This is a genomic window from Mycobacterium cookii, from assembly GCF_010727945.1.
GTDB lineage: Bacteria > Actinomycetota > Actinomycetes > Mycobacteriales > Mycobacteriaceae > Mycobacterium > Mycobacterium cookii.
This window is the reverse complement of sequence record NZ_AP022569.1, coordinates 1505262-1527997: the sequence shown is the minus strand read 5'-3', so window position 1 is coordinate 1527997 and position 22736 is coordinate 1505262. Positions and strand designations below refer to the sequence as shown.

The 22736-nt window shown below is 66.0% G+C and carries 22 protein-coding genes and 2 pseudogenes; 19 read left to right on the top strand and 5 right to left on the bottom strand.

The window, feature by feature from the left end:
* Nucleotides 1-30: 30 nt before the first annotated feature.
* The gene (locus G6N27_RS07335) at nt 31-1140 is read right to left on the bottom strand and encodes an acyl-CoA dehydrogenase family protein (RefSeq protein ID WP_163775741.1); all 1110 of its coding nucleotides are present in this window, start codon (nt 1138-1140) and stop codon (nt 31-33) included.
* A gap of 12 nt (nt 1141-1152) precedes the next feature.
* The gene (locus G6N27_RS07330; protein ID WP_163775740.1) at nt 1153-2313 is read right to left on the bottom strand and encodes an acyl-CoA dehydrogenase family protein; all 1161 of its coding nucleotides are present in this window, start codon (nt 2311-2313) and stop codon (nt 1153-1155) included.
* 163 nt (nt 2314-2476) lie between these two features.
* Between G6N27_RS07330 and G6N27_RS07325 the strand changes: the two genes are divergently transcribed.
* Genes G6N27_RS07325 through holA form a run of 3 tightly spaced genes read left to right on the top strand, consistent with a single transcriptional unit; the run spans nt 2477 to nt 5832 of the window.
* Complete coding sequence (locus G6N27_RS07325) at nt 2477-3307, top strand: ComEA family DNA-binding protein (RefSeq protein WP_163775739.1); 831 nt, start codon at nt 2477-2479, stop codon at nt 3305-3307.
* Between the two features lie 5 nt (nt 3308-3312).
* Nucleotides 3313-4857: a ComEC/Rec2 family competence protein gene (locus G6N27_RS07320; RefSeq protein WP_163775738.1), complete on the top strand. Its 1545-nt coding sequence runs from the start codon at nt 3313-3315 to the stop codon at nt 4855-4857.
* A 33-nt stretch (nt 4858-4890) separates the two neighbouring features.
* Nucleotides 4891-5832: a DNA polymerase III subunit delta gene (holA, locus tag G6N27_RS07315; RefSeq protein WP_232065011.1), complete on the top strand. Its 942-nt coding sequence runs from the start codon at nt 4891-4893 to the stop codon at nt 5830-5832.
* Here the strand turns inward: holA and rpsT are convergent.
* The gene (rpsT, locus tag G6N27_RS07310; protein WP_163775736.1) at nt 5829-6095 is read right to left on the bottom strand and encodes a 30S ribosomal protein S20; all 267 of its coding nucleotides are present in this window, start codon (nt 6093-6095) and stop codon (nt 5829-5831) included. The genes holA and rpsT overlap by 4 nt on opposite strands.
* Nucleotides 6096-6393: 298 nt before the next feature.
* Here rpsT and G6N27_RS07305 point away from each other — a divergent pair, with 298 nt between their 5' ends.
* From G6N27_RS07305 to G6N27_RS07285, 5 genes are all read left to right on the top strand, one after another.
* On the top strand, nt 6394-7974 hold the full coding sequence (locus G6N27_RS07305; RefSeq protein ID WP_232065009.1) for a circularly permuted type 2 ATP-grasp protein: 1581 nt from the start codon (nt 6394-6396) through the stop codon (nt 7972-7974).
* The gene (locus G6N27_RS07300; RefSeq protein ID WP_163775735.1) at nt 7974-8954 is read left to right on the top strand and encodes an alpha-E domain-containing protein; all 981 of its coding nucleotides are present in this window, start codon (nt 7974-7976) and stop codon (nt 8952-8954) included. Before G6N27_RS07305 ends, G6N27_RS07300 begins: the two co-directional genes overlap by 1 nt.
* Complete coding sequence (locus G6N27_RS07295) at nt 8954-9793, top strand: transglutaminase family protein (protein WP_163775734.1); 840 nt, start codon at nt 8954-8956, stop codon at nt 9791-9793. Before G6N27_RS07300 ends, G6N27_RS07295 begins: the two co-directional genes overlap by 1 nt.
* Nucleotides 9794-9815: 22 nt before the next feature.
* Nucleotides 9816-10454, top strand: a complete 639-nt coding sequence (locus G6N27_RS07290) for a hypothetical protein (RefSeq protein WP_232064910.1) — start codon at nt 9816-9818, stop codon at nt 10452-10454.
* 78 nt (nt 10455-10532) lie between these two features.
* Nucleotides 10533-10961 (top strand): CBS domain-containing protein, encoded by a 429-nt coding sequence (locus tag G6N27_RS07285; protein WP_163775733.1) that lies wholly within the window; start codon nt 10533-10535, stop codon nt 10959-10961.
* 1 nt (nt 10962) lies between these two features.
* Here G6N27_RS07285 and G6N27_RS07280 read toward each other — a convergent pair whose 3' ends face one another.
* Nucleotides 10963-11541 (bottom strand): type II toxin-antitoxin system PemK/MazF family toxin, encoded by a 579-nt coding sequence (locus tag G6N27_RS07280; RefSeq protein ID WP_163775732.1) that lies wholly within the window; start codon nt 11539-11541, stop codon nt 10963-10965.
* Nucleotides 11542-11808: 267 nt separating this feature from the next.
* On the opposite strand from G6N27_RS07280, the gene G6N27_RS07275 reads away from it, so the two are divergent.
* From G6N27_RS07275 to G6N27_RS07250, 6 genes and pseudogenes are all read left to right on the top strand, one after another.
* On the top strand, nt 11809-12387 hold the full coding sequence (locus tag G6N27_RS07275) for a hypothetical protein (protein ID WP_163775731.1): 579 nt from the start codon (nt 11809-11811) through the stop codon (nt 12385-12387).
* A gap of 298 nt (nt 12388-12685) precedes the next feature.
* Nucleotides 12686-13669, top strand: a complete 984-nt coding sequence (locus G6N27_RS07270) for a hypothetical protein (protein WP_163775730.1) — start codon at nt 12686-12688, stop codon at nt 13667-13669.
* A gap of 218 nt (nt 13670-13887) precedes the next feature.
* Nucleotides 13888-14418, top strand: a complete 531-nt coding sequence (locus tag G6N27_RS07265) for a hypothetical protein (RefSeq protein ID WP_163775729.1) — start codon at nt 13888-13890, stop codon at nt 14416-14418.
* A 65-nt stretch (nt 14419-14483) separates the two neighbouring features.
* Nucleotides 14484-16393, top strand: a pseudogene (gene lepA, locus G6N27_RS07260) (translation elongation factor 4).
* Nucleotides 16394-16396: 3 nt separating this feature from the next.
* Nucleotides 16397-17155 (top strand): sensor domain-containing protein, encoded by a 759-nt coding sequence (locus G6N27_RS07255; protein ID WP_163775728.1) that lies wholly within the window; start codon nt 16397-16399, stop codon nt 17153-17155.
* 106 nt (nt 17156-17261) lie between these two features.
* Nucleotides 17262-18249 (top strand): annotated as a pseudogene (locus G6N27_RS07250) (IS481 family transposase).
* Here G6N27_RS07250 and G6N27_RS07245 read toward each other — a convergent pair.
* On the bottom strand, nt 18246-19469 hold the full coding sequence (locus G6N27_RS07245) for an FAD-dependent oxidoreductase (protein ID WP_163775727.1): 1224 nt from the start codon (nt 19467-19469) through the stop codon (nt 18246-18248). The pseudogene G6N27_RS07250 and the gene G6N27_RS07245 overlap by 4 nt on opposite strands.
* Nucleotides 19470-19514: 45 nt before the next feature.
* Between G6N27_RS07245 and G6N27_RS07240 the strand changes: the two genes are divergently transcribed.
* The 5 genes from G6N27_RS07240 (at nt 19515) to cysW (ending at nt 22728) form a co-directional block, all read left to right on the top strand.
* On the top strand, nt 19515-19718 hold the full coding sequence (locus G6N27_RS07240; RefSeq protein WP_163775726.1) for a hypothetical protein: 204 nt from the start codon (nt 19515-19517) through the stop codon (nt 19716-19718).
* Between the two features lie 132 nt (nt 19719-19850).
* A complete protein-coding gene (locus G6N27_RS25660; protein WP_372512934.1) occupies nt 19851-19943 on the top strand; it encodes an Ms4533A family Cys-rich leader peptide in 93 nt (30 codons plus the stop codon).
* Nucleotides 19944-20069: 126 nt separating this feature from the next.
* The gene (locus G6N27_RS07235) at nt 20070-21062 is read left to right on the top strand and encodes a sulfate ABC transporter substrate-binding protein (protein ID WP_163781474.1); all 993 of its coding nucleotides are present in this window, start codon (nt 20070-20072) and stop codon (nt 21060-21062) included.
* On the top strand, nt 21059-21913 hold the full coding sequence (gene cysT / locus G6N27_RS07230; protein ID WP_163775725.1) for a sulfate ABC transporter permease subunit CysT: 855 nt from the start codon (nt 21059-21061) through the stop codon (nt 21911-21913). The genes G6N27_RS07235 and cysT overlap by 4 nt, the downstream gene beginning before the upstream one ends.
* A complete protein-coding gene (gene cysW, locus G6N27_RS07225) occupies nt 21910-22728 on the top strand; it encodes a sulfate ABC transporter permease subunit CysW (protein ID WP_163775724.1) in 819 nt (272 codons plus the stop codon). Before cysT ends, cysW begins: the two co-directional genes overlap by 4 nt.
* Nucleotides 22729-22736: the final 8 nt, after the last annotated feature.

Here is a 22736-nt window from a genome sequence, read left to right as displayed (position 1 = left end):
GGTTCAGTGCTGAACCCGCACCGGGCACCGCTACAGCGTCACGACGTCGTAGTCGCCGACCTGGTCGATCAGCACGTGCAACTGGTCCTGTGACGACCCGAAGGTGTGGTCGATTCCGGTCAACCGGGCCGCGTAGTGGCCCACCGGGTATTCCGCGGTCATACCGATGCCGCCGTGCAACTGGATCGCCTCTTGGCTGATGTGCCGGCCCGACCGTCCGATCTGCAGCTTGGCGCGGGCAGCGATGACGGGATCGAAATTGCCATCAGCGATCGACAGCGCCGCGTAGAGGTTCATGCTGCGCGCCAGTTCCAACGAGACGTACATGTCGGCGGAGCGTTGCGTCAGCGTCTGGAAGGTGTTGAGCGTGACGCCGAACTGCTTGCGCTGCTTGAGGTAATCGGTCGTCAGCCGCAGCGCCTCTTCCATCGCGCCGACGGCCTCGGCGCACAGCGCGGACTGGATCCGGACCACGCCGTTGCGGAGCGCCGCCGAGGCGTCCCCGCCGGTGCCCAGCGGCTCGCCGGCGGCCTTGTCGAGATCGATCTGCGCGCCGCGTTGGCCGTCGAACGTGCGGTACGGGTGGCGGGTGATGTCCTCGCCGTCGACGAGGAACAACCCGACTCCGCCGTCCGGCAGCTTCGCACTGACCACCAGCGTGTCGGCTGAGTCGCCGGCCAGCACCGGGTTCTTGCGACCGCTGATCACCCACGAATCACCTTGCTGGGCAGCAGTTGTCGAGACCTCGTCGGTGAGCACACCGCGGGCGCCGGGTTCCAGGTGCGCGAAGGCTAACAACCGCTGACCTTCGGCGACCTCGCCGAGCAGTTCTTTCTGCGCGTTGCTGCCGACCTCGGCGATGATCGCGCCGGGTCCCAGCGCGGCATGCACGACGGGCTCGGGTGCCAGCCGCCGCCCGACTTCGGTGAGTACGACCGTCACCTCGAGCTGGCCGGCCTCTTCGGGGTCGAATCCCAGCCCGAGGATGCCGGTTTCGGCGAGCTGGGTCCACACCTCTTTGCTCCAGCCCAACTCGGAGGCGATGACCTTGTTGCGGCTCTCCGCGTCGTAGCTGCGGGACAGCAACTCTTTCGTGGTGTCGCGCAACAGAACCTGTTCGTCGCTCAACTGAAAGTCCATGGCTTAACTCCCTTACAAGCCGAGAATGGTCGACGCGATGATGGTGCGCTGTACTTCGTTGCTGCCGCCGTAGATCGACGTCTTGCGGTAGTTCAGGTAGTGCGGCGCGCTGCCCTGCGCCCACTCCGGCGAGGCGATGTCGCTGCCGGCGTCGAAGGGCAGCGCGTCCGGACCCGCGACCTCGACGAGCAACTCCGTGGCGATCTGCTGTAGCTGGCTGCCGCGCAGTTTGAGCACCGACGACGCCGGGTTCGGCTTGCCGTCGGCCGAGCCGGACGCGACCCGCATCTGGGTGAGTTCCAGTGCCAGCAGCTCGTTTTCGGCTTCGGCGAGCCGGGCGGCGAACAGCGGATCCTTGAGCAGTCCGGTCTCGGTGGCGCGTTCCTTGACGTCGGCCAGTCGCACTTTGGTGCGCCCGACGCCCGCGATGCCCGTCCGCTCGTTACCCAGCAGGAATTTCGCGTACGACCAACCCTGATTCTCTTCTCCGACAAGCTGATCGGCGGGTACTCGGACATCCTCGAAGAACACTTCGTTGACCTCGACGCTGCCGTCGATCAGTTTGATCGGGCGCATCGTGATACCGGGCGTGTCCAAATCGATGAGCAGGAACGAGATACCGGCCTGCTTCTTCGGCGCCTGCGGGTCGGTGCGCACCAGGCAGAAAATCCAGTCGGCGTACTGGCCCAGCGTCGTCCATGTCTTCTGCCCGTTGACGACGTAGCTGTCGCCGTCACGCAGGGCGGTGGTGCGCAGCGACGCCAGGTCCGAGCCGGCCTCCGGCTCGGAGAATCCCTGGCACCACCAGATGTCCAGGTTCGCCGTCGGCGGCAGGAAGCGCTGCTTGGTTTCCTGCGAGCCGAACTCGGCGATGACCGGGCCGACCATCTTGGCGTTGAAGTTCAGCGGCTCGGGTACACAGGCGAGCTGCATCTCGTCCAGCCAGATCTGGTGCTGAGCCGGCGTCCAGTCTTTGCCGCCCCACTCGACGGGCCAGCTGGGCACCGCGAGCCCGTGCTCGTTGAGGATCTTGTGGCTGGTGGCGATGTCCTCGTGGTTGATTCCTTCGCCCTGACGGGTCCGCTCGCGGATCTCTGCAGGGATCTTCGTCGTGTAAAACTCGCGCAGCTCGTCGCGGAAGGCGGCTTCGTCCTTTGTGAGCGCCAGTTGCATGGCAGTCTCCTCTGCTGGATCTGACGGTCTTGCATGCACGTTATCCGTCTTCCCAACCAACCAGTCAGGCGGCCTGTGCACAGTTGACAGTCGGTCCACAGCGCGGCGGTATCGGGGTCGGCGACGGCACCGTCACGACGGCTGCCGTACTTACCGTCGTCGCATGCGCACAGAACTGCCCGCCGAGCGACTGCACCGCCGCCTCGGTGCCCAACCGGACGCCGCCGCCGAACCAGACGACGACGGAGAAGACGACACCGACCCGAATTCGCTGGTGCCGCGCTGGCTTCCGGACGGCTCGACGCACGACGGGTGGCTGGCCAAGGTGCGCGCCGATCCGGGGCGGGCGGGCGCTGTCGCCTTGGCCGCGGTCGCGGCCATCGCGGTGCTGGTGACGATCTTCACGCTGATGCGTGAACAGCCCGCGCCGGTGGTCTCGGCGAAGCTCCCGCCGGTCGACATGGCGGCATCGGCCGGCCGCAGCCCGGATGCGAGTCCATCGGCGCGGGCCAACCAACCGGTCGTGGTCAGTGTTGTGGGCCTGGTGCATACGCCGGGCCTGGTCACCTTGACGCCGGGCGCGCGGATCGCCGACGCGTTGAAGGCGGCGGGCGGAACGATGAACGGCGCCGACACCGCCGGGCTCAACATGGCCCGCCAGGTCGACGACGGCGAGCAGATCGTGGTGGGGATCGCGCCGGTCAACGGGCAGCCCAGCGTGCTGGGTAGCTCGACGAGCTCGGGAGCGACCACCGCCGGACCGTCGACCACCGGGTCACGTCCCGGCAGGACGGCCCCGTCTCAGGTGATCAACCTCAATACCGCCACCGTGCAGCAGCTGGACGCGCTGCCCGGGGTCGGGCCGGTCACCGCAGCCGCAATCGTGGCCTGGCGCGATTCTCACGGCAAGTTCACCAGCGTCGACCAGCTCGGCGAGGTCGACGGCATCGGTCCCGGGCGCCTGGAAAAGCTGCGCCCGCTGGTCCGTGTCTGAGCCTGATGCACACGGCCGTGGCCGAGCGGCTGGATGCCCGTCTGGTCCCGGCCGCGGCGACCAGTTGGGTGGTGACCGCGGCGGGGATCTTGTGGCCGATCGGCAACGTCGTCGGGTGGCTTTGCGCTGCGGCGGGCGCGTGCGGTGTACTGCTGTGGCGCGCTGGGTCTGGCAGGCCACGATTGCGGGCCATCGGCATCGGCCTGACCGCCACCGGTGTCGTCGGCGCGGGCTTCGGATTTGCGATCGCATTGCGCGCCAACGCGGTTGCCCGCCATCCCGTCACCGCGGCCTTCGGCTCAGCTGTGGAGGTGGCCGTCACGCCCAGCCAGAGCGCGGCACCGGTTGGCCGCGGCCACGTGATGTTCCGGGGTTCCCTGCGAGGGCTGGGGCACAACGAGATGTCGGGCCGCGTCGTGGTTTTCGCACCGGCCCGCGACTTCGATGCCGTCATGGTCGGCCAGCCGCTGCGGTTCCGGGCCAGGGTCACCCGGCCCACCCGCCGTGACCTGACGGTGGCCGTCGTGACCGCGATCGGCACACCGACGACGGGCCGAGCCGGCCCGGTGAACCGCGCCGCGTCCGGGGTTCGGGCAGGCTTCGCCGCCTCGGCTCGTCACGTGCTGCCTGCCGATCAGGCGGCGATGCTGCCGGCACTGGTCCTCGGCGACATGTCGACGGTCAGCCCGATCACCGCCCAGGAATTCCGCACGGCTGGGCTGACGCATCTCACCGCGGTATCCGGTGCCAACGTCACGATCGTGTGCGGTGCGGTGCTGTTCTCGTCGCGGCTGCTCGGCCCTCGGGCCGCGGTCGGGCTGGCCGGGCTCGCCCTGCTGTTGTTCGTCATCGTCGTGCAGCCCACCGCCAGCGTGCTGCGCGCCGCGGTGATGGGCGCGATCGCGTTGTTCAGCATGTTGTCGGCGCGGCGCAGACAGGCGATCCCGGCGCTGTCGGCGACCGTGCTGGTGTTGATGGTGGTCGCGCCGCAGTTGGCCGTCGATGTGGGTCTGGCGCTGTCGGTGGTGGCGACCGCCGCATTGGTGGTCATCGCGCCGGCGTGGTCGCGCCGTCTGGTGGACGCGGGGTGGCCCAAGTGGCTGGCCGACGCCGTCTGTGTGGCGTGCGCCGCGCAGTTGGTGACGGCGCCGCTGATCGCCGCGATCTCGGGCCGGTTGAGTCTGGTGGCCGCCGCGGCCAACCTCGCCGTCGCGGCGCTGGTGGCACCGATCACCGTGCTGGGCACCGCGGCGGCTGCGCTGGGCCCGGTCTGGCCCGCGGCGGCCCAGCTGCTGATCCGGTTCACCGGCCCCGAGCTGTGGTGGCTGTTGCGGATCGCGCACTGGGCCGCGAGCGTTCCCGCCGCGAGTCTTCCGGTGCCCTCCGGGCTGCCCGGCGCGGTGGCCCTCGGCGCCGCAGGACTGCTGGCGGTGTTGCTGTGGCGGTGGCGGTGGTTCCGGGCGGGGATGGCGGTGGCGGCCGTCGCGCTGCTGGCCTGGTCGCTGTCCGGTCTGCTGGCAGGGGCCGGCGGCCCTGTCGGCACGACGTGACACGATCAACCGGTGAGCCAGCAGGATTCGGCATTGCATCTGGTACTGGGCGACGAGGCTCTGCTCGTCGAGCGTGCCGTCGGCGACATCCTGCGCGCGGCCCGGAAACGCGCCGGCACCGACGACGTTCCGGTGAACCAGGTGCGGGCCGGCGACGTCGGGGTCTACGAGCTGGCCGAACTGCTGAGCCCGTCGCTGTTCGCCGACGAGCGCATCGTCGTGCTGGAAGCGGCCGGGGAAGCCGGCAAAGAGGCCGCCGAATTGATCGCCAACGCCGCCGCCGACGTGCCGATGGGCACCGATCTGGTGGTCGTGCACTCCGGTGGCGGGCGCGCCAAAGCGCTGGCCAATCAGCTGCAGAAGCTGGGCGCACAGGTCCATCCGTGCGCTCGGATCACCAAGCCCGGCGAACGATCGGACTTCGTGCGCAAGGAGTTTCGCGCACTCAAAGTCAAGGTCGACGACGACACGGTCAGCGCGCTGCTCGATGCGGTCGGCTCCGACATCCGCGAACTCGCTTCGGCCTGTTCACAATTGGTGGCGGACACCGGCGGGAGCGTCGACGTCGCCGCGGTCCGGCGTTATCACAGCGGCCGGGCTGAGGTGAAGGGGTTCGACATCGCCGACCGTGCCGTGGTCGGCGACGTCAAGGGCGCCGTCGAGGCGTTGCGATGGGCGATGATGCGTGGCGAACCGCACGTGGTGTTGGCCGACGCGCTGGCCGAGGCGGTGCACAGCATCGGCCGGGTGGGAGCGCTGTCCGGTGACCCGTACCGTCTTGCCGCCGAACTGGGCATGCCGCCGTGGCGTGTGCAGAAGGCGCAGAAGCAGGCCCGGCGCTGGTCGCGGGATTCGGTGGCTACTGCGATGAGGCTGGTGGCGGCGCTGAACGCCGACGTGAAGGGCGCAGCCGCGGATCCGAACTACGCCCTGGAAGCTGCGGTAAGAAAGGTCGCCGAGCTAGTGGCTGACTAGCTACCCAGCTTGTGCAATGCGCTGGCCAGCGCGGACTTCTTGTTCGCGGCCTGGTTCTTGTGGATCACGCCCTTGCTGGCGGCCTTGTCGAGCTTGCGACTGGTGGAGACCAGCAGTTCGGCGGCCTTTTCCTTCTCGCCCGCCTCGGCGGCCTCACGGAATGCGCGCACGGCCGTGCGAAGCGACGACTTCACCGACTTGTTGCGCAGTCGGGCGCGCTCGTTGGTGCGGTTGCGCTTTTGCTGCGACTTGATGTTGGCCACGCGTAATTCCTTCGACGTAATTTTTTGCAGGCTTGTGGTGTCACGGTTGGCCGCAGCGCTGAAGACGCTTGAGCGGCGACTGCTTAGGGTATCAGTCCCCGATGCATTCCCCCAAAGCGAAGGCCCCGGACCTGCGGAGCTGGACGATCTGATGCAGCATGGCACAGTGGCCCTTCGAACTTTGCCTGGAGAAACCAAACGGCATCAGCGCAGCAAGCCGCAGTCGCCGCCGCCCTACGATCACATCTTCGACGGGTACAACTCTGCGGGCGGTTGCTACGCGGAGGCGTTCGACGAGATGTTCGACGCTCAGGGCAACGTTCGCGGACCGTACAAGGGGATTTACAAAGAGTTGGCGCCGTCGGACGCCGCCGACCTCGATGACCGCGCCGAGGCGCTGAGTCGCGCATTCGTCGACCAGGGCATCACGTTCTCGCTGTCCGGTCAGGAGCGGCCGTTTCCGCTGGACCAGGTCCCGCGCGTCATCTCGGCCGCCGAATGGACGCGGCTTGAGCGCGGCATCACCCAGCGCGTGAAGGCCCTCGAGGCCTACTTGGACGACATCTACGGCGACCAGGAGATCCTGCGTGACGGTGTGATCCCACGCCGGCTGATCACCTCCTGCGAGCACTTTCACCGCCAGGCCGTCGGCATCATGCCGCCCAACGGCGTGCGGATCCATGTCGCGGGCATCGACATGATCCGCGACGAGAAAGGCACCTGGCGAGTCCTCGAGGACAACCTGCGGTCGCCGTCGGGCGTGTCCTACGTGATGGAGAACCGCCGCACGATGGCGCGCGTGTTCCCCAACCTGTTCGCCAGCCACCGGGTGCGCGCCGTCGACGACTATGCGGCCCACCTGTTGCGGGCGCTGCGCAATTCCGCGGCCACCAACGAAGCCGACCCGACCGTCGTGGTGCTGACGCCGGGCGTCTACAACTCGGCGTACTTCGAGCATTCGCTGCTCGCCCGTCAGATGGGTGTCGAGCTGGTCGAGGGCCGTGACCTGTTCTGTCGGGACAACCAGGTCTACATGCGCACCACCGAAGGGGAGGTGCAGGTCGACGTCATCTATCGGCGCATCGACGACGTCTATCTGGACCCGATGCAATTCCGCCCCGATTCGGTGCTCGGCGTGGCCGGCCTGCTCAACGCGGCCCGTGCCGGCAACGTGGTGATCTCCAGCGCCATCGGCAACGGCGTGGGCGACGACAAACTCGTCTACACCTACGTGCCGACCATCATCGAGTACTACCTCGGCGAGAAGCCGCTGCTGGCCAACGTCGACACCTACCGGTGCTGGCTGGACGACGAGCGCGAGGAGGTGCTCGACCGGGTCGACGAGCTGGTGATCAAACCCGTTGAAGGATCGGGTGGTTACGGCATCGTCTTCGGTCCGGAAGCGTCCGCCAAAGAGCTCAACGCGATCAGCAAAAGCATTCGCGACGACCCGCGGGGCTGGATCGCCCAGCCGATGATGCAGCTGTCGACCGTGCCGACGCAGATCGGCGACACACTCACGCCGCGTTACGTCGACCTGCGGCCGTTCGCGGTCAACGACGGCGACGACGTCTGGGTGCTGCCCGGCGGTCTGACCCGGGTGGCGCTGGTCGATGGGTCGCGGGTGGTCAACTCCAGCCAAGGCGGCGGATCCAAGGACACCTGGGTGCTAGCGTCACGCACCTCAGGGGCCGACCGTGAACTCGGCGCCGCCGAGGTTGTGAAGAAGCTACCCAAGACGGTCACCAGCAACGGGGACTCGGATGCCGAAAAGCCGCCCCAGCAGAAGCAACAGCAGCAACAGAGACAGTCGAAGTCGGAACCGGTCACGGAACAACAGCCGGGCCAGCAGCAGCAACAGCAGCAGGTGATCCGCTGATGCTCGCCCGCAACGCTGAAGCGCTGTACTGGATCGGTCGTTATGTCGAGCGCGCCGACGACACGGCGCGCATCCTCGACGTCACGGTCCACCAGCTGTTGGAGGACTCCAGCGTCGACCCCGACCATACGTCGCGAGTCCTGTTGCAGGTCTTGGGAATTGATGCACCCGAGACGGAGCTGGACGTCTGGTCGCTGACCGACCTGGTGGCATTCCAGCGTAAGACAAAAGGCGGTGGCACCTCCATCGTCGACGCGATCACCGCCGCGCGGGAGAACGCGAGGTCTGCCCGCGAGGTGACGTCCACCGAGACCTGGGAGTGCCTCAACACCACCTTCAACGCGCTGGGTGAACGCGAGCGCGCCGCCAAAAGGCTTGGGCCACACGAGTTTCTGTCGTTCATCGAAGGTCGCGCCGCGATGTTTGCCGGTCTGGCGGACTCGACGCTGTCCCGGGACGACGGTTACCGCTTCATGGTGCTGGGTCGCGCGATCGAACGGGTCGACATGACGGTGCGCATGTTGCTGTCACGAGTGGGGGACAGCGCGGTGTCCCCGGCGTGGGTGACGGTGCTTCGATCCGCGGGTGCACACGACACCTACCTGCGCACCTACCGCGGTGTGCTGGATGCGAATCGGGTCGTCGAATTCATTTTGCTGGACCGGCTTTTCCCGCGGTCGATCTTCTACTCACTGAAGCTGGCCGAGCACAGCCTCGATGAACTGCTGCACAGTCGGGGCAGTCGCGTCGGCGCCACATCCGAGGCTCAGCGGCTGTTGGGACGGGCGCGAAGCGAGCTCGAGTTCGTGCGGCCGGGTGTTCTGCTCGAATCATTGGAGATGCGGCTCGCCGGGTTGCAGAAATCGTGTTTTGACGTCGGAGAAGCGTTGTCGACGCAGTACTTCCACGCCGTGCCGTGGGTTGCCTGGTCGGATGCCGGCCACCGCGATCCGCTACCAGCCGGGAAGGGGAAGAAGTGATGTGGCGCAACCGCGTTCTACACGCGACCGGCTACGCGTACCCGTCGCCGGCGACAGCCTCCTACAACGAAGCCCGACTCACGCCGAGATCGGACTCGCGGCAAAACGTCGTCCTCAACCGGGTGGAAACCGTTCCGGCGACCAGGTCGTACCGCTACATCGATTACTGGGGCACCGCTGTGACGGCGTTCGACCTGCACGCCCCGCACACCGAGTTGACGGTGACGTCCGCGTCCGTCGTGGAGACCGACCGGCCCGATCCGGTGACCGAGGAACTCTCCTGGTCGGATCTGCAGCAAGAGGCGGTGATCGACCGGTACGACGAGGTGTTGCGTCCCACGGATTACACGCCGGCGAGCAAACGCATCACGGCCGTGGGCCGGCGGATCGCCAAGGAGCACGAACCAGCCGACGCCGTGCTCGCGGCGGCGGCCTGGGTGCGCAGCGAACTGGATTACGTCAAGGGCAGCACCGGGGTTCACACATCGGGCTCGGACGCCTTGCGTGAAGGCAAGGGTGTCTGCCAGGACTTCGTTCACTTGTCGCTGATGGTGTTGCGCAGCATGGGAATTCCGGCGCGCTACGTGTCGGGATACCACCATCCCGACGCCGACGCGGTGATCGGAGAGACTGTCGACGGGCAGAGCCACGCCTGGATTCAGGCCTGGACCGGAAGTTGGTGGGACCACGATCCCACCAACGACAGCGAGATCAACGAGCAGTACATCACCGTCGGGGTCGGCCGCGACTACGCCGACGTCTCTCCGCTGAAGGGCATCTACCACGGGCAAGGCGCCACCGATCTTGACGTGGTCGTCGAAATCACCCGACTGGCATAGCTTTCCGCCTTATCGTGTCGCCATGGCTGAGTCGCCGCGGCACGGAACCTGGTCGCTGACTCTGATTGCGGCGACGAGTGTCGCCCTGCTGTTCGGTGGCTTGGCGATCGGCGTCGCGCTCGGCGGCATGCTGCCGCTGCCGTACGGGTCGGTCGCCGCTGTCCAGCATTACGTGCTGTCGCAGTCGTCGGCGTTGCGTGTCATCGCGGTGACGACGTTCGCGGCGTCGGTGCCGCTGGCGGTCTACGCGGCGATCGCCAGTGCCCGGCTGCGTCAACCGGTCGCCGCAATCGCTTTGGCGGGCGGAATCCTAGCGGCGGGCGCCTTGGGTCTGACCGGGTTGGTGGGCTGGACGTTGTCGAGGACGGAGATCACCGGCGACACCCCGTTGGTCCGGTCGCTGTATCTGATGGCGTTTCTGATCGGTGGGCCCGCGCACATCGTGGCGCTCGGGGTGCTCATCGCAGGGATCGCGGCCGGCGGGGTCTTGGCGCGGCCACTGACCCGGGTCGGCGTGGCGATCGCCGTGCTGTGCGAATCGGCAGCGCTGGTATTGGCCTGGCCGATGTTGGGTCCAGTGTTGCCGGTCGCCCGGGTCGCGGCGTTGACGTGGCTGGTCGTCGCGGGCGCGCGGCTGGATCGCGCGAACGCCTTGGTCTGATTTCGCCCAGCTACTCACATCGCGCCCGATATCGCCGTAGCCTGGATGTGAACCTGATCACACTCGGCGGGAGGCTCTATGCGGATTGCAGATGTGTTGCGCGGCAAAGGTGGCGCGGTGGTGACGATCAAGCCCGACGCGACGGTGGCGGAGTTGCTCGCCGGGCTCGCCGATCACAACATCGGCGCCATGGTGGTGGCCGGTCCCGACGGCGTGCTGGGCATCGTCTCCGAGCGTGACGTCGTGCGCCAGCTGCACGCCCACGGAGCGTCGGTGCTGTCTCAGTCGGTTGAGAAGATCATGACGACAGTGGTGTCGACATGCTCCAAGTCCGACACCGTCGACAGCCTCACGATGCTGATGACCGAGAACCGGGTGCGGCACGTGCCGGTGCTCGAGGACGGCAAGCTGATCGGCATCGTCAGCATCGGCGACGTCGTGAAGACGCGGATGCAGGAGCTGGAAAGCGAGCACGAGCAGCTCCAGTCCTACATCACCCAGGGCTGATTCAGCTCCAGGAGTAGTCGCGGCGCAGCCGGGCAGCGACGACGTCGAAGACGCCGCGGTCCAGGATCGCCCCCTCGCGACGGATGCCCTCTTCGGGCACGTCGAGCACGCGATCGAGTCGCACCCAGCTGGGTCGGCCGGCGCCATCCCAGCTGCCGGTACCGATGCTCACCCACGAACGGTCGTCGGCGTGCCGTTCCTGGCTGGACATCATCAGCCCGAGCAAGGTGGCGCGGTCGCGGCCAACGACCAGGACCGGGCGGTCCTTGCCGCGGGACGGGTCTTCCTCATAGGTCACCCACGTCCACACGATCTCGCCCGGATCGGCCCGACCGTCGAGGTCGGGCGCGTAAACCAGTTTGCGGGCCCGGTGCGCAGTGGGCACGCTCGTCCTGGTCACCGGCCTGCCTGTGGTGATCTCGGCCGGCGGTTCGGCGGCGGTGCCGGCGATCACGTCGAGTCCGATCTGAATGCCCCGCTGCACGGCGGGCGAATGCTGCAGCTGCCGAATCAACTTCGGGGCTTCGCTGAAGACAAGGTGTTCGGCGAGACGCTGGAACTGCCTCCACTGTGACGCCATCTTCGCAGCATAAGACGGAACCGATGCGCGACGCCGGTCACGCCCGGCCTTTGGCCGTCGAGAGGTTTTGTCTTGCTTGTCGGATATAACCGCCGAAAATCCGGACAGGGAGGCTACCCGACACCAAAAGTTTTCGCGGAATACTTACCGAAGTAGTATCAGATTGTTAGTGTGCTCTCAGGTTTCACACCAGGCTCGATGTGGATGTGGGGGACCTCCGGCGGAACGCCCGGACCGCCGGACGACATCTTCGAAAGGCAATGATTCATGGATATTCGCAAAATCGCCGCGGCCAGTGGCCTCGCGATCGGCGCAGCTCTGGCGTTCGCGCCGCTCGCCTCCGCTGACGCCTTCTCTTCCATCGTCGACAGCGAGATCGCGGGCGAGAACTCCATCTTCCAACTCGACACCCTGCTTGCGGGCGTGCCCAGCAGCGACTACTCCGTCGTCGACGGGTTCGACACCATCAATGCGGCGGACATCGCGACGGTGCAGGGCACCGGCACCACTCCGTTCGACTTTTTGATCTACGGGGTTGACCCGAGCCAAGCTGGTCTGGCCGGCGACCCAGGTTCCTACAACATCTTCAACGGCGCGGTGACCAAGTTCGACGACGCCCTCAACGTGCTGCTCTACGCGGCGGAGAACAAGGACGCCCTGATCCCTGCCGGCGATCTGTTCGGTAACCACATCGCTGACGCACTGGCCGGCGGAACGGATGCCAGCGCGTTCGAGTACTTCTGGAACTTTGCCATCGGCGACCTTGGCGGCTTCTTGCAGGAAAACCTGTCAGCCCTGGACATCTCGGCCACGACAGCCAATTCACTGTTTGGACTGTTTGGATAGTTCACGCTCCACAACGAACCCCCGGAGGCAACTCCGGGGGTTTCGTTTGGGCCCGCATCGAACCGCGCGCGAATGCTGAAGTTCTGATTCCGCTGCCGCCCGCCGGATCGGCTGCACGGAAAAAAGAATTTAAGTTTTTGTGGAGTGTTTCTCTTCAACTGGACCCAGCTCATTGTTACGTTCTTCTCAGGTTCCAGGTTTGGTGTCAGGCGATCGGCAGCCGTGACAACGATGTGGGGGGACCTCCGACGAGACGCCCGATCCGTCGGTGGACATCATTCTGAAAGGCAATACCTTCGTGGACATTCGTAAAATTGCGGCCGCTGCTGCCCTGGCGACCGGCTCGGCCCTGGCGCTTGCACCGCTCGCGTCGGCGGACCTGACCACCACCGTCACCAGCACTCTGGACAGCGAGATCGCGTTGCAGAACTCGATTTTCGAGCTGCAAGCCGCTTCCGCCGGAGCCGAAGTCACCAAGGCCACGGCACCGGGCCAGTACGACTCGCTGACCAACCTGTCACATGACGCCCCGCACCTCATTGCCAACACCGCCAGCTACGGTCAGGTCACTCCGCTGGAGACCGAAATCTACGGGGCCAACCCGATTCTCGCGGGCATCTCCTCCGAGACCGGGCCCTACAACGAGTTGAACGGTGCGCTGACCCAGCTCTACGACGCCTACAACGTCTACGCCTTCGCGGCAGCCAACGGTGGCACTCTGGACGCCAACCCCGCTGACTACCTCGGATCTGCCACCACGATCGGCCACGCGCTGGACACCGGCTCCGTCTCGGGAGCGTCGCAGTATTTCCTCACCTTCGCCGAGGGCGACCTGAAGGGATTCGACGCGATCTTCGCGCCGAACGCGACCGGAATCGGCGACATCCTGCCGACCCAGGCCAATGAGATCGTGCAACTCAACAATCTCTTTGAGCTCGACGGCAAGCTTGCCAACGTGTTCGCCGACATCGTGCCGCACACCGCCGTGGGTACCAACGTGGGATTCGACACCATCCCGGTCGGTGACCTGAACACGACGTTCAACGACCTCGTGTTCGGGGCAGCGGGCCCGAGCACCGACCCGGGTTCGTACGACGTGCTCAACGGGGCGCTGACCGAGTTCTTCAACGCGGACAACGTCGGGCTCTACGCCCTGCTGAACGGCGGCGACCTGTTGCCGTCCGATCTCGTCTTCGGAACTCACGACTTCACCGGTTCGGTGGCCACCGTTATCGGCGACTACCTGAACCTTGGGTTCCAGGACCTGCTCGGTTACTTCTGACCCTAGGTCGATTCACGCTCCACAACGGACCCCCGGAGGATCATCCTCCGGGGGTTTCGTTTCGGCCGGATCGCCCGAGATTTAACACATTTGGCATCAGGCTCAACAAGAACTCAGCTAGTTGTTTGGATACGCTCAGGTTTGACCAGCAATGGCGCTGGAGGGATGACGAAGGGTGCATAGCCCCGCCGCTGGGGGAGATCGTGAAAGGCAGAACTATGAACATTCGCACAATCGGCGCCGTTGGTGGCCTCGCAGCCGGTGCGGCCCTGGCGTTTGCGCCGCTGGCGTCGGCGGACGATCTGACGACGACGGTCGACGCCGAGATTTCGTCGCTCAACGCCATCTTCGCGGGTCAAGTTGCTCTCGCGGGTGACACTGGCGACCTGGTCACGGGGGGCACCGGCGTCGCCGACACCATCCCGCTGGCGGACGCTCCCGACACGGCGCCGTTCACGACTCTCGACTACGAGCTTTACGGCCTGTTCCCGGCCATCGCTCCGCCCGACTCTGCCCCGGGCGCCTACGACGTCTTCAACGGCACGCTGACCGAGTTCTACGACGCCTACAACGCGTTCGCGTACTTGACTTTGGACGGCGGTGCCGTCATTCCGACCGCCGACCTGATTGGGGCCGCAGATATAGCCCTCGACGATGGCACGCTCACCGACGCGGCGCTCTTCGGCGACTTCTTCAACACCGGTCTGGCCGACCTGGCCACCTTCTTCGGCGTTCCGTTCACGCTCTAGCCTCCGCTCGACAGCGAACCCCCGGAGGAAACTCCGGGGGTTTCGTTTGACCGACACGATCCGCGATTGTGCTGCAGCGCCGGTCCCTGGATACGCTGGTAACGCCTAAGCCCGGCTTCACCAGGAGATTCCCATCAGCAGTTTCGCCGACCAGACCTTCACCGCGCCGGCGCAGATTCGGAACTTCTGCATCATCGCCCACATCGACCACGGCAAGTCCACGTTGGCCGACCGCATGCTGCAGCTCACCGGCGTCGTCGCGGAGCGGGATATGCGCGCCCAGTACCTCGACCGGATGGACATCGAGCGTGAGCGTGGCATCACCATCAAGGCCCAAAATGTCCGTCTGCCTTGGCGACTCGACGGCACCGATTACGTCCTGCATCTGATCGACACCCCGGGCCACGTCGACTTCACCTACGAGGTGTCCCGGGCGCTGGAGGCCTGCGAAGGCGCGGTGCTGCTGGTCGACGCTGCGCAGGGCATCGAAGCCCAGACGCTGGCCAACCTGTACCTCGCGCTCGACCGCGATCTGCACATCATCCCGGTGCTCAACAAGATCGACCTGCCCGCCGCCGACCCCGACCGCTACGCGGGGGAGATCGCCCACATCATCGGCTGCGAGCCGACCGACGTGCTGCGGGTCTCGGGCAAGACGGGGGAGGGCGTCGCCGATCTGCTCGACCATGTCGTGCGCGAGGTGCCTCCACCGACGGGCGATGCCAACGCGCCCGCGCGGGCGATGATCTTCGACTCCGTCTACGACATCTACCGCGGCGTCGTCACCTACGTGCGCGTCGTCGACGGCAAGATCACCCCACGCGAACGCATCGCGATGATGTCCACCGGCGCGGTCCACGAACTGCTCGAGGTCGGCATCGTCTCGCCCGAGCCGAAGCCGTCTGCCGGCCTCGGCGTCGGCGAGGTGGGCTACCTCATCACCGGTGTGAAAGATGTCCGCCAGTCGAAAGTCGGCGACACCGTCACCAGCGCGCGGCACGGCGCGACCCAGGCCCTGACCGGCTACCGCGAACCCAAGCCGATGGTCTACTCCGGGCTCTATCCGGTCGACGGATCCGATTACCCCGTCCTGCGCGACGCGCTGGACAGGCTGCAACTCAACGACGCGGCGCTGACCTACGAGCCCGAGACCTCGGTGGCGCTCGGCTTCGGCTTCCGGTGCGGGTTCCTCGGGCTGCTGCACATGGAGATCACCCGTGAGCGTCTGGAGCGGGAGTTCGACCTCGACCTGATCTCGACATCGCCGAACGTGGTGTATCGCGTTGTCAAGGAAGATAATTCCGAGCTCGTCGTCACCAACCCATCGGACTGGCCCGACGGCAAGGTGCGCGCCGTGTATGAGCCCGTCGTCAAGACCACCATCATCACGCCGAGCGAATTCATCGGCTCCATCATGGAACTCTGCCAGTCCCGGCGCGGCGATCTCGGTGGCATGGACTACCTTTCGCCGGAACGCGTCGAACTGCGCTACACGATGCCGTTGGGGGAGATCATCTTCGACTTCTTCGACTCGCTGAAATCGCGCACCCGCGGCTACGCCAGCCTCGACTACGAAGAGGCCGGTGAGCAGGAGGCCGCGCTGGTCAAGGTCGACATCCTGCTGCAGGGCGAGGCCGTCGACGCGTTCAGCGCCATCGTGCACAAGGACGCCGCGGCCGCCTACGGCAACAAGATGACGACCCGGCTCAAGGAGCTCATTCCGCGACAGCAGTTCGAGGTGCCGGTGCAGGCCGCGATCGGATCCAAAATCATTGCGCGGGAGAACATTCGCGCGATCCGGAAAGATGTGCTGTCGAAGTGCTACGGCGGTGACATCACCCGCAAGCGCAAACTGCTGGAGAAGCAAAAAGAAGGCAAGAAGCGGATGAAGACGATCGGCCGTGTCGACGTGCCGCAGGAGGCGTTTGTCGCCGCGCTGTCCACGGACGCCGCGGGAGACAAAGGGAAGAAGTAACCCATGCGGATGGTCGGACCGGTGACGGTGTGCGCGGCGATCGCCGCGTTAGCGGTGGGTTGCAGCCCGATCGTCGCCGGGACGGCGAAACCGGCGAAGAATCTGAAACCGCGTCCGCTGTTCGGCTCTGTCCTGCGGCAGGTCCCGCTCGATGACACCGCGCTGACCCGGATGCTCGAACAGCCTTTCCTGAACCGGCAACCACCGGTCTTCGGGGGCCCGGACAAACTCGGCGACGCCGACAGTGCCGGGTCATCGCCCGAATGCCTGGGGGTGACGACCATGCTGCAGCGAAACGCCTACGAGTCCGCCGATGTCAGAGACGTCATGTGGGAGACCTGGTGGAACGACGGCGATCCGGCCCAGGTGATCAGCGTGATCGAGGGAGTGGTCTCGCTGCCGTCGGCGGCGCAGGCGCAGACGTTGTTCGCGCAATTCCCGCAGCAATGGCAGCAGTGCAAGGATGCGACGACGACCGAACAGACCGGCCCGATCAAGACGACGACCGTCGTCAACAGCGTCCGCGTGGCCGATTCCGTTGTGGCGGCGACCAATACCGCGACAGCCGAGCTGCCGAACATAGAGGCGCTGCAGGCCACGCCGCAGGCTCGCGCGGTCGGTGTGCGACTGAACTGCATCGTCGAGGTCGAGGTGGTGTTCTTCGGTGACCGTCACCCGTCGGATCCGGGTTCGGCCAACCCGGACACCAGCGCGGTCGACATCGCGCACGCGATGATGAAGCGGATTGACACGCTGAGCTAGCTGTACTGACCACGGACGTTGGTGACGGCGTGGTGTGGTGACAAAGCGAAGACCTCCGAGTGAAGTGCGAGCTGTCTAGGAAAGCACTCACACACCGGAGGTCTTCGTGTCTCACCGTAATGCCCCTTTGTCGGAGCTGGGCCGTCTGCGTTTAGCGCGTTGTGTTGTCGAGGATGGTTGGCCGCTGCGGCGGGCCGCAGAGCGCTTCCAGGTTGCGGTGAGCACCGCGGCGCGCTGGGCAAGCCGGTATCGCGCGTTCGGTGAGGCCGGCATGGCCGATCGGTCCTCGCGCCCGCATCACAGCCCCAACCGGACCCCGACGCGCACCGAGCGGCGCATCATCGGGGTGCGTGTTACTCGACGCTGGGGACCAGCACGTATCGGTTACCTGCTCGGAATTCATCCTCGACGGTGCATCGGGTCCTGACCCGATATCGGCTGGCCAAATTACGCTGGCTGGATCGCCCGACCGGGCGCGTCGTGCGCCGCATGCACTCCGAGCACTGTGGGGATCTGGTTCATGTCGACGTCAAAAAGCTGGGCAAGATTCCCGCCGGCGGTGGTTGGCGCATGTTGGGCCGCTCGGTAGGCCAACGTCACTCCCAGGCCGATAAGTCCAGCGGGAAACGCAACGGGTACCGCAATCCTGTGCGCGGCTATCACTTCCTACATACCGCCCTGGATGCACACTCTCGACTGGCCTACAGCGAGCTGCTGGCCGACGAGCGAAAAGACACCGCAGCAGGTTTTGGCTGCGCGCTAACGCATGGTTCGCCGAATCCGGCATCACCGTACGGAAAGTGTTGACCGACAACGGCTCCTGCTACCGCTCGCACGCCTTTGCTGACGCCCTGGGTCACATCGAACATCGCCGGACCCGACCCTATCGACCCCAGACCAACGGCAAAGTAGAGCGGTTTCACCGCACCCTGGCCGACGAATGGGCCTACGCCCGGCTCTACCGCAGCGACGCCGAACGCTGCCAGGAATTCACCACCTGGCTGCACACCTACAATTTCCACCGCGGCCACACCGCACTCGGCGGCCAACCACCCGCCACCCGCGTACCTAACCTCTCAGGTCAGTACAGCTAGCGGCGGGCGTACTTCGGCGCGTGCTCGGGCAGCGGGCCCATCGCCACCAGGTATCCGGCGAGGCGTCGCAACAGCGGAACGTTCTTGACCACCTTCAACGCTGCCGGCGGGTGGGGGGTCTGGTCGCCGTCGCCCACCGCGATCGCGATCAGGTTGGCGTGGATGGTCCGTTGTATCGCTTGCAGAATCACGGTGGGAATCCAGCGTCGCACCTGCACGTGGGCCAGGTGGCGCGGCGAGACCCGCCCGGCACGCAGGTGCCGGGCCAGGATGCGGGCGGCGGCAACCGCATCGGCCACCGCGAGGTTGATGCCCACACCGCCGACCGGTGACATGGCATGCGCGGCGTCGCCGATGCACAACAGCCCGTCGCAGTACCAGCGGCTGAGCCGATTGAGTTGCACGTCAAGCAGTTTCACGTCGTCGAACGAGGTCAGTCGGTCCACTCGGTCGGCCAGCGACGGCACCATGCTCGCCAGATTGCTGCGCAGCGCCCTTATTCCGGCCGCCCTGCGCTGCGCGTCGGATCCCTTGGGGATGATGTAGGCGATTTGGTAGTAGTCACCCCGGTCGATGGTGATGGCAGCCCGCCCGGCATTCAGCACACCGGCAAGCCCGGGCGGGTCGCCGTCGTGGCGTGGCAACCGGAACCACCAGACGTCCATCGGTGCGCCGAACGCACGGGGGACCAGTCCGGCCGCCTCGCGCAACGTCGACGAGCGGCCGTCGCAGGCAACGGTCAACGCGGCCTTCATATCCCGGGTCTGGCCGTCGGCGTCGCGGTATGTCACCCCGACCACCCGGTCACCGTCGCGGATCGCCCCGACGACTTCGGTGTTTCGCAGCAGCCGGAAGCTGGGTTCGGCGTCGGCGGCGGTCGCCAGCATCTCCAGGAGATCCCACTGCGGCACCAGCGCGATGTTCTTGTGAGCTCCGGGGAGTTTGCCGAAGTCGACGTCGACTTCGACGCCCTCGACCCGGAATCGAACCGAGTCGATCAGCCGATGGGGCAGTTCGTCGAACCGCGGGCCCAGCCCGAGTTCGTCGAGCAGCCGCAGCGTGCTGGCGTGCACGGTGTCGCCGCGGAAATCGCGCAGGAAGTCGGCGTGCTTCTCCATCACCGTGACGTCGACGCCGGCGCGGGCCAGCAGCAAGCCGAGCATCATCCCGGCCGGCCCGCCGCCGGCGATGACGCAGGTCGACTCGTTGCCGGCGGTCATGCTCCGATCCTGGCATGTTGGCTTCCACAGTCGCGCGGAATAGGGTTGACGCCGATGAACGGATTCCTCAGCTGGTGGGACGGCGTCGAGTTGTGGCTGTCCGGGCTGGGCTTCGTCTTACAGACGGTGGTGGTCATGCCGGTGGTGCTGGCATTGGCCTACGTCATCGCGGTGACGCTGGACGCATTGCTCGGTCGCGGTATTCACCTGATGCGCCGCATTCTGCACAGCGACGAAGAACCCGGATGAATCGAAAAGCGGGGATGCCGCGATCGCAGGTCACGTTGGTGCTGGTCGCATTGGTGGTGCTGGTAATCGTTGCCTGGCTGCTGACGCGCTGACCAGCCCTGCAGGTCCGGCGAACTCTGTTACGCTTCCGCCATGCACGCTGCGTCCGGTAACACCGAGTGCCATGTCTTGGCGCTCATTGCCGTGGGCGATTGCGCCGTAGCCGACGTGCATTGTTGTCGCTGACCTTCGCCCCGCGCTGAATTCGCTTTATTTCGCGACGGGATTCGTCAGCCGATAAGCCCCCATCCGAAAGGTCGACCATTGTTCGACGACATCAGAAGTGTCGCCGGATTACGGCACGCCGTCGCGATGACTGTGGCCGCCGGCATGCTCGCGGCGTGCCACGGCGGGCCCAGCGATGTCGTCGGCGGCGGCGGCGGTCCGTCCAACGCCAACACCAACATCACGCTGGTCGCCTACTCGGTCCCCGAACCCGGCTGGAGCAAAGTCATTCCGGCGTTCAACGCCTCGCCGGAGGGCAAAGGCATCCAGGTGATCTCCTCGTACGGGGCCTCGGGGGACCAGTCGCGCGGGGTCGCAGACGGCAAACCGGCCGATGTCGTCAACTTCTCCGTCGAGCCCGACATCACCCGGCTGGTCAAGATCGGCAAGGTCTCCAAGGACTGGGACAAAGACGCCACCAAGGGCATCCCGTTCGGATCGGTGGTGACGTTGGTGGTGCGGCCGGGCAACCCGAAGAACATCAAGGACTGGGATGACCTGCTGCGCCCCGGCGTGGAGGTGATCACGCCCAGCCCGCTGAGTTCGGGCTCGGCGAAATGGAATCTGCTGGCGCCCTATGTCGTCAAGAGCGCCGGCGGCCACGACTCCCAAGCGGGTCTGGACTTCATTCACAAGCTGGTCAACGAGCACGTCAAACTCCGCCCCGGATCGGGTCGCGAGGCCACCGACGTCTTCGTGCAGGGCAGCGGCGACGTGCTGATCAGTTACGAGAACGAGGCGATCGCCACCGAGCGGCTGGGTAAGCCGGTCACCCACGTCAACCCGCCGCAGACCATCAAGATCGAGAACCCGGTGGCCGTGGTGACAAGCAGCCCACACCTGAACGCCGCCACCGCATTCAAGAACTTCCAGTACACGGCGCAGGCCCAAAGGGTATGGGCGGCCGCGGGATTCCGCCCGGTCGATCCCGCCGTCGCCGCCGAGGTCCGCGACAAGTTCCCGGCTCCGGCGAAACTCTGGACGATCGCCGATCTCGGCGGGTGGCCAACCGTGGACAAGCAGCTGTTCGACAAGAGCTCGGGCAGCATCACCAAGATCTACACGAAAGCCACCGGATGACGACGACGATCACCCGCGAGGTGACTGGGGGTGGTAACACCCCGGCCCACAACAGGTTACGCAGCGATGGCACGTCACTGCGGGTCGGTGTTTCGATCCTGTGGCTGTCGGTGATCGTGCTGCTGCCGTTGGCCGCCATCGCGTGGCAGTCGATCGGCGGCGGCTGGCGGGCTTTCGAGCTCGCGGTCACCTCGAACGCCGCGCTCGAGTCGTTCCGGGTGACGCTGACCATCTCCGCCGGCGTCACCGTCCTCAACATGTTCTTCGGATTGCTCATCGCCTGGGTTCTGGTTCGCGACGACTTCCCGGGGAAGAGGATTGTCGACGCGATCATCGATCTGCCGTTCGCGCTGCCCACGATCGTGGCGAGTCTGGTGCTACTAGCGCTCTACGGCAAGAACAGCCCGGTCGGCTTGCACTTGCAGCACACCGGTTGGGGCGTGGGCGTGGCACTGGCGTTCGTCACGCTGCCGTTCGTGGTGCGCGCCGTTCAGCCGGTGTTGCTCGAAATCGACCATGAGACCGAGGAAGCGGCCGCGTCGCTGGGCGCCAACAACGCGACGATCTTCACCACCGTCGTGCTGCCGTCGCTGACGCCGGTGTTGTTGACCGGCGCCGGGCTGACGTTTTCCCGCGCGATCGGCGAATTCGGATCGGTCGTGCTGATCGGCGGCGCGGTACCCGGCAAAACCGAGGTGTCCTCGCAGTGGATCCGGACGCTGATCGAGAACGACGACCGCGTCGGTGCCGCGGCGATATCGATTGTGCTGCTGCTCATCTCGTTTGTCGTGCTGTTTGTCCTGCGGACCGTGGGGTCACGCGCGGCCAAGCGTGAGGAGCTGTCGGCGTGAAGACCTCCCCGAAAGTCCGCTACCTGCTTCGCTTCCTCGCGCTGGGTTACGTTCTCGTGCTGCTGATCATTCCGGTGGGACTCATTCTGTGGCGGACGTTCGCGCCGGGCCTGGGTCAGTTCTTCGACTGGATCAGCACGCCGGCAGCGATTTCCGCGCTGAACCTGTCCGTGCTGGTGGTGGCGATCGTGGTGCCGCTCAATGTGATCTTCGGCGTCCCGACCGCACTGATGCTGGCGCGCAACCGTTTTCGCGGCAAAGGCATTCTGCAGGCAATCATCGACCTGCCGTTCGCGGTCTCTCCGGTCGTAGTGGGCGTGGCGTTGATCGTGTTGTGGGGGTCGGCGGGTCTGCTGGGCTTCGTCGAGAAGGACTTCGGGTTCAAGATCATCTTCGGGCTGCCCGGCATCGTGCTCGCCAGCGTGTTCGCCACGCTGCCGTTCGTCATCCGTGAGGTCGAGCCGGTGCTGCATGAGATCGGCACCGATCAGGAGCAGGCCGCGGCGACGCTGGGTTCCGGCTGGTGGCAGACGTTTTGGCGGATCACCCTGCCGTCGATCCGGTGGGGCCTGACCTACGGGATCGTGTTGACGGTCGCCCGCACGCTCGGCGAATACGGCGCGGTGCTCATCGTGTCGTCGAACCTGCCGGGCGAGTCGCAGACGCTGACGCTGCTGGTGGCCGACCGCTACAACCGCGGCACCGAGTACGGGGCCTACGCGTTGTCGACGCTGCTGATGGCGGTGTCCGTGGTGGTTCTGGTCGTTCAGGTGATTCTCGACGCGCGCCGTGCGCGCGCTGCCAAGCAGGCTTGAGGAGGAGG